General features: G+C 54.8%; 1 protein-coding gene. It reads left to right on the top strand.

Features of this window, described 5'->3' with window-relative positions; translation table 11 throughout:
• Positions 1-239 (top strand): isocitrate/isopropylmalate family dehydrogenase (locus tag B2T33_RS14800; RefSeq protein ID WP_286792452.1); only part of this gene is annotated, 239 nt, incomplete at both ends.

The raw sequence follows: 239 nt of genomic DNA, 5'->3' as shown, positions 1-239 counted from the left end.
CAGCGCGTCATGGACTGGATGGCGAAAAAGCGCAGCGTGAATTTTGAAATTACCGAAGGTCTGATCGGCGGCGCATCCATTGATGCCCATAAAAACCCGCTGACCGACGAAACGCTTGCGGATGCAATGGCAGCCGACGCTGTTCTGCTGGGTGCTGTTGGTGGTCCGAAATGGGACGACATGCCGTTCGACATCAAACCGGAACGTGGCCTTCTTAAAATCCGCAAGGAAATGGGCCT

This window comes from Thalassospira sp. UBA4513 (assembly GCF_002388495.1).
GTDB lineage: Bacteria > Pseudomonadota > Alphaproteobacteria > Rhodospirillales > Thalassospiraceae > Thalassospira > Thalassospira tepidiphila.
Note: the sequence above shows the minus strand (reverse complement) of the source record. Positions and strands in the feature narration are given on the sequence as shown.